We start from the raw sequence: 6,146 nt of genomic DNA, 5'->3' as shown, positions 1-6,146 counted from the left end.
TGTGGCGATCTCATTTTTGCCCATATGCATACTCTTGGGAATTGATATGCAGAAAAAATGGCGCGATCGCCTGCCTTGTCTACACTCTACGATTCCGAAAAGCTTTAGCTTTTCGGAGAGTGACAGAAGAGGGGTATGTTGCCATTCCCGAACCGACCTCGTGTTGAAACCAACATAAATCCCTATGAGGGATTGAAACTCTACAGCCCCGAAAGCTTCGACGCTAAAAATAACGTTGAAACCAACATAAATCCCTATGAGGGATTGAAACAGGCAAAAGAGGAAGCAACGCTTGCAGGCAAATAGGTTGAAACCAACATAAATCCCTATGAGGGATTGAAACCACTCCAGTAAAAGACCGGAGTCTCTCATTCTGAATGTTGAAACCAACATAAATCCCTATGAGGGATTGAAACGGGATATCGAAAATCCAACAACCGCGCATGAGCTAGCGTTGAAACCAACATAAATCCCTATGAGGGATTGAAACACAGTGATCAATTAGGCTGTTTTGTTTAAATACAAACAGTGTTGAAACCAACATAAATCCCTATGAGGGATTGAAAAAAGATGGGACAAAGATAGAGAAGACAGAAGTGTGATAACCCACTCATTTACTGCTACAACAGCACAAATCGCTGTAAGTTGATGGTAACTGAAGATAAAACTCACTGCCTTGATTTAAGGTTGAATGATAATCCAAAATACCTTGATGTTTATTGACCACAATTTGATAACTAGTTGCCAAGCCTAACCCAGTACCTTTCCCTACTACTTTAGTAGTAAAAAATGGATCGAAAATTCGTTCTCTAATCCGATCGGGAATCCCCACTCCATTATCTTTTATTGTTACTTTAATTTCCCCGGATTTTAGGACTTCAGTTCTAATCTCAATTTGGGGTTGTTCTACATTTTGGTCTGACCATTTTCCTTGTTGCACAGCTTCTTCAATAGCATCAATCGAATTGTTCAAAAGATTAAGAAAAACTTGATTGAGAAGCCCAGGATAGCACTCAATTAAAGGACATTCTTGATAGTCTCGAATCACCAGGATTTTTTGACTACTTACTTTGGGATTTAAACGGTTCACTAGAATACTTAATGTAAGATCTAAATGCTCATTCAGATTGACCAATTTACGACCTTCTTCATCTAAACTAGAAAAAGTTCTTAACCCTTTCACTAACTGTCGAACTCGCTCAGTACCTGATTTCATCGAATTCAACAACTTGTGCAAATCTGGCTCTAAAAAATCCCAATCAATTTCCTCTAGCTTTTGAGTAATTTCTTCAGGAGGATTAGGCGTATAATCTTGATAAGTTTTAACCAATTCTGTTAGATCGTTAAAATATTGATGGGCGTAAATCAAATTTCCATGAATGAAATTGACTGGATTGTTGAATTCATGGGCAACTCCAGCGACCAACTGTCCCAAAGAAGACATTTTTTCCGTTTGAACTAATTGTGCTTGAGTCCATTGCAATTCAGCTAAAGCTACGCTTAACTCATGGGCATTTTTATCTGATTTTTCTTTGGCTTGACGCAGATAATTTTGTTCCCAGTTTTGCGCTCGCCAGACAACGAATAGCATCAACAGGACAACGGCAACTATCATAAACGCCAGAATATTTAAAGGTCGCAAATCTTGGTCAATATTTTGGCGAGGGATAACTAAAGCAACAGAAAAATTGGCTTCTTTTAGGGGTACATAGGCAAGATAGTATTTCCGATCTAACCAATTGACTAAATTAATTCCCTGATTCCCATTAACCATTTGTTGTGCTAAGAGCCTTAGTACTGGATCTTTATTTTTGAGTAATGAGGTAGGTTCATTGCTTTCAAATCCAAAGATTTCCAGATCGCGAGGAACAATGGGAAGCCCCTGAGAATCCAGCATAAATGCATAACTGTTTGGGCCATAGGATAACTGCTCAATGACTTGTGTTAAACGTTTTAGGGGGACTGGAGCAGAGATCGCCCCTTGTGGCTGATAATCTAAAGGTTCATCTGGAGCGATCGGAGCAATGACCATAATCTGCAATAACCCTGTAGAACGGGAAATGAGAGGATCGGAAACATTCACTTTCCCCTGCATGGCTCGCTGGAAATACAGGCGATCTTGAGCCTGATTCGTCTTCCCTTGACTGGTATGAAAACGTCCTGTTTTCTCAAAAAAGGCTCCAAGATTAAACGGCTCAATTCTTTCGGCTTCTTGGACTAAATAAGGCTTAATCCGATCCCAATCTAATGAGCGAGCAGTGGGACTATTAGCGATCGTTTCGACTTCTGTCTTGCGCTGACTAATCCATTGATCGACCTTTTGTACCCCATCCTTGACCTCTTTCAGGGCATGATTCTGAAGTTTCTTGAGCAGAGCATCATAAGCTCTTTGATAAGTGTAGTACCCAATAATAGCGGAACTGGCGATCGTCGCCATGACGATCGCCGAAATGAAAATACGATGCCTACTGAATGCCGATAATTTGATTGCAGAGCGGATCATAGTGAACATAGAGACAATACTCGGTATCGCTGAGGCGATCGCGAGCCATAAACATTAACATACTTACCCTAGGAATTCATTTTAGACCTAAAATAGATCCACTTTGGAATTCTCCTGCGCCAACTGAGATTTTAACTGAGCCGCTTCACCACAACTTTTGGGAGTTGGAAACAACTTACCAGGATTTGCCAAACCGCGGGGATTAAACACACTTCTCACCCATTGCATCGTTTCCAGATCTACGGGTGTAAACATCTGTTCCATATAACAGAGTTTATCAGCCCCAATACCATGTTCTCCTGAAATACTTCCCCCCACTTGCACGCAGATTTTGAGAATTTCTCCGCCTAATTTCTCCACCGTTTCTAAAGCTCCAGGGATAGAATTATCGTAGAGCAATAGGGGATGAAGATTTCCATCTCCGGCATGAAATACATTCGCCACCGGATAGCCATAGATTTCACTCAGTTTCTCAATTTCTCCCAGAACATAGGGCAATTGAGTTCGAGGAATGACCCCATCCTGGACATAATAATCCGGTTTAATCTTACCCACCGCCGCAAACGCTGATTTACGACCTTTCCATAATTTTAGACGTTCCTCTGGATCGGTCGCTGTTTTGATCTCTCTGGCTCCATTTTGGCGGCAAATTTCGGCAATGCGTTTAGCATTTTCTGCCACTTCTACCTCTAACCCATCTACTTCAACTAACAGAATGGCAACCGCATCTCTGGGATAACAATTGCTGGCCACCACATCTTCAACCGCATTAATACTAAAGTTATCCATCATTTCCATACCAGCCGGAATAATACCGCTGCTGACAATATCAGAAACCGCAGCTCCTGCGGCTTCAATACTGGTAAAATCAGCGAGCAGGACTTGAATGGCTTCGGCTTGCTTAATAATCCGCAATCGAATTTCTGTGGCAATGCCTAGGGTTCCTTCCGAACCAACAAACAATCCTGTTAGATCATATCCAGGCATTTCGGGTACTTCTCCACCCACATCAACGATAGAACCATCGGGAAGCACCAGTTTTAAGCCGAGAACGTGGTTGGTGGTGACTCCATATTTGAAACAATGGACTCCTCCTGAGTTTTCCGCTACATTCCCACCAATGGAGCAAATAATTTGACTGGAGGGATCGGGGGCATAATAGAACCCTGCACCACTGACTGCTTCGGTTACCCAGTTATTAATGACAGCCGGTTGCACCACCACTTGTTGATTTTCCAGGTCAATATCTAGGATATTACGCATAAATGCCGTGGAAATCAAGACTCCATTTTCTACGGGGAGAGCGCCCCCAGAGAGTCCCGTGCCTGCGCCCCGTGCTACCCAGGGAAGTTGGTAGCGATCGCATAATTTGACGGTTGCTGCCACTTCTTCCGTATCGCGCGGCAGTAATACCAGTTTCGGCCGCACCCGATAACTGGTCAATCCATCACATTCATAGGTTAGAAGTTCTTCCTTGCGCTGGATGACGCTTTTACGGCCAAGGACTTGTTCAAAGTCACGAATAATACGTTTCCAATCTGAGTTAGTGCGGTAGATTTGGGGGAGCGAACTGAGCATGGAGATCCAGAAAAAAAAGTCACTGTTTCTACTTTAACCAAGATCGAGGAGTTGTTACCGCCTTAAAATAATTCTTTTGGTCTCTCTAGAGACTGTTGTTATTCGTAAAGCGATCGCCCTTTTGTCACGGTTTGAGATGCTGACGTTTCCGCGATCTGCGACAGGGAACGGGGAAGAGGGAACAAAGTTAAGTCCTGTATTGATGCACCAGACGCTGCCACTATACTCTATATAGCCTCTATTCCATCGAGGGATAGCCCTCACCCCATGACCAATATCACTAAATTAATGATGAATCATGTTCATAGAGTATGCCAGCAGAGCTATCCGTATTTAGCAAAAAGTGTACTCTCATTAGCTTTATTAGGCGGTTTAAGCAATTGCACGATGGGCAACACAATTATATCTGATGCCTCTGACTCCCCATCTCAAATCGAAGATAGGGGTGACATTATTATGAGTTATGAGGAAACCGACGACGAAGTATTGGCAAATATCCGCACCGCATTGATTGAAACTGAGTTTTATGACGATCTGGCAAGTGATTTAAACGAAATACTTGTATTTCCAACAGATATCACTGTTGTTTTCACCACTTGTGATGAAGTGAATGCTTATTACGATCCAAATGCAGTGACCATTACGATGTGTTATGAGTTGATCGATGAATTTCTCTCAATTTTCACAGAAAATAGTGAAACTGAAGAGGATTTTGCAGATACAGTTATTGATGCGAGTTTATTTACCTTTTTTCACGAACTCGGTCATGCTTTAGTCGATCTGTACGAACTCCCAATCACGGGAAAAGAAGAAGATGCCGTTGATACGTTTGCCACGATTATTCTCCTCGATGTTTATGAAGATGATGCGGGAGCATTGAGTGGGATGTTTCAGTTTGAAGCAGAAGCAGCAGAGGAAGCAGAAAATCTCGAAAGTCTTCCTTTTTGGGGCGAACATGCGTTGAGTTCCCAACGTTTTTATGATACGGTGTGTTTAATCTATGGTAGCGATCGCCAGGAATTTGAATTTCTGCTGGAAGACGGATATTTACCGGAAGAGCGGGCGGAAATATGCGAGGAAGAATACGAGCAAAAATCAGAGGCATGGGGCACTTTACTGGAGCCTTTTTGGAAATGATATAACGCTAGGCAATAGGCAATTACAAGACTATCCCATTCCCGACATTCTTCACACTGTGCATCACATTGGCAAATAGCCCTTAATCGAGTATACTGCCAAAAGCCAGCCAAATTATGCATATTTCATGGGTGAACCCTTAATTGAACTGCGCGGTATTTACCAAACCTTTGGTCAAAGCAGGATTTTAGATAACCTTAACCTGACGATCTACAAAGGAGAAGCATTAGGGATTATCGGGCCCTCCGGGACAGGGAAATCCACGATCCTAAGAATTATTGCGGGTTTACATCAACCGGATGCTGGCGAAATTTATGTCTCTGGACAAAAGCGTGAAGGGTTAGTGGGAGATATCCAAGATCCGATTACAATTGGTATGGTCTTTCAACAGGCTGCCTTATTTGACTCGTTAACTGTGGCGGAAAATGTCGGATTTCGACTCTATCAAGAAGGCAAAATTCCTCAAAAACACATCCGGGAAATGGTGGAAACAAAACTGGAATTAGTGGGATTATCGGGAATTAGCGATCGCTTCCCGGCTCAACTATCTGGAGGAATGCGCAAACGAGTCAGCTTTGCCCGAGCCATTATGGAAAATCCCCAAGATGCCCAAGACCATCCCGAAGTCCTGCTCTACGATGAACCCACTGCTGGACTCGATCCCATTGCCTCCACCGTAGTTGAAGACCTGATTCGCTCCCTCAAAGAGAAGCAAGGAGGCTGTAGTACCTATGTAATGGTCACTCACCAAGAAAGTACCATTCGCCGCACCACAGATCGGATCGTCTTCATGCATCAGGGTAAAGTCCGATGGGATGGCAAAATCGAAGAAATTGATGACACGGATAATCCCTATATTCGTCAATTTGCCGCCGGGAGCTTAGAGGGCCCGATTCCCGTCATCAGTTAAGATAAAGCGGGTACAATC

Annotated in this window: 4 protein-coding genes and 1 CRISPR repeat array; of the genes, 2 read left to right on the top strand and 2 right to left on the bottom strand. The window is 43.0% G+C overall.

Annotation, left to right across the window (positions count from 1 at the left end):
- Positions 1 to 162: 162 nt before the first annotated feature.
- Positions 163 to 567: a CRISPR direct-repeat array (repeat unit 37 nt; unit sequence GTTGAAACCAACATAAATCCCTATGAGGGATTGAAAC).
- Between the two features lie 43 nt (positions 568 to 610).
- Entirely contained in the window at positions 611 to 2,503 is a 1,893-nt protein-coding gene (locus J7545_RS03695) for a sensor histidine kinase (protein ID WP_318719148.1), read from the bottom strand.
- Between the two features lie 87 nt (positions 2,504 to 2,590).
- A complete protein-coding gene (locus tag J7545_RS03690; protein ID WP_318699920.1) occupies positions 2,591 to 4,081 on the bottom strand; it encodes an FAD-linked oxidase C-terminal domain-containing protein in 1,491 nt (496 codons plus the stop codon).
- Positions 4,082 to 4,468: 387 nt separating this feature from the next.
- Here J7545_RS03690 and J7545_RS03685 point away from each other — a divergent pair, with 387 nt between their 5' ends.
- On the top strand, positions 4,469 to 5,218 hold the full coding sequence (locus J7545_RS03685; RefSeq protein ID WP_318719147.1) for a DUF4344 domain-containing metallopeptidase: 750 nt from the start codon (positions 4,469 to 4,471) through the stop codon (positions 5,216 to 5,218).
- A 127-nt stretch (positions 5,219 to 5,345) separates the two neighbouring features.
- Positions 5,346 to 6,128 (top strand): ABC transporter ATP-binding protein, encoded by a 783-nt coding sequence (locus J7545_RS03680; protein ID WP_318699918.1) that lies wholly within the window; start codon positions 5,346 to 5,348, stop codon positions 6,126 to 6,128.
- Positions 6,129 to 6,146: the final 18 nt, after the last annotated feature.

The sequence above is a fragment of the Roseofilum sp. SBFL genome, from assembly GCF_017746885.1.
Classification (GTDB): domain Bacteria; phylum Cyanobacteriota; class Cyanobacteriia; order Cyanobacteriales; family Desertifilaceae; genus Roseofilum.
This window is presented reverse-complemented; position numbering and strand designations above follow the sequence as displayed.

Excerpts from the sequence above, each read along its gene's own strand:
- J7545_RS03695 (WP_318719148.1), bottom strand. The coding sequence starts at position 2,503 with ATGATCCGCTCTGCAATCAAATTATCGGCATTCAGTAGGCATCGTATT.
- J7545_RS03690 (WP_318699920.1), bottom strand. The coding sequence starts at position 4,081 with ATGCTCAGTTCGCTCCCCCAAATCTACCGCACTAACTCAGATTGGAAA.
- J7545_RS03685 (WP_318719147.1), top strand. The coding sequence starts at position 4,469 with ATGGGCAACACAATTATATCTGATGCCTCTGACTCCCCATCTCAAATC.
- J7545_RS03680 (WP_318699918.1), top strand. The coding sequence starts at position 5,346 with ATGGGTGAACCCTTAATTGAACTGCGCGGTATTTACCAAACCTTTGGT.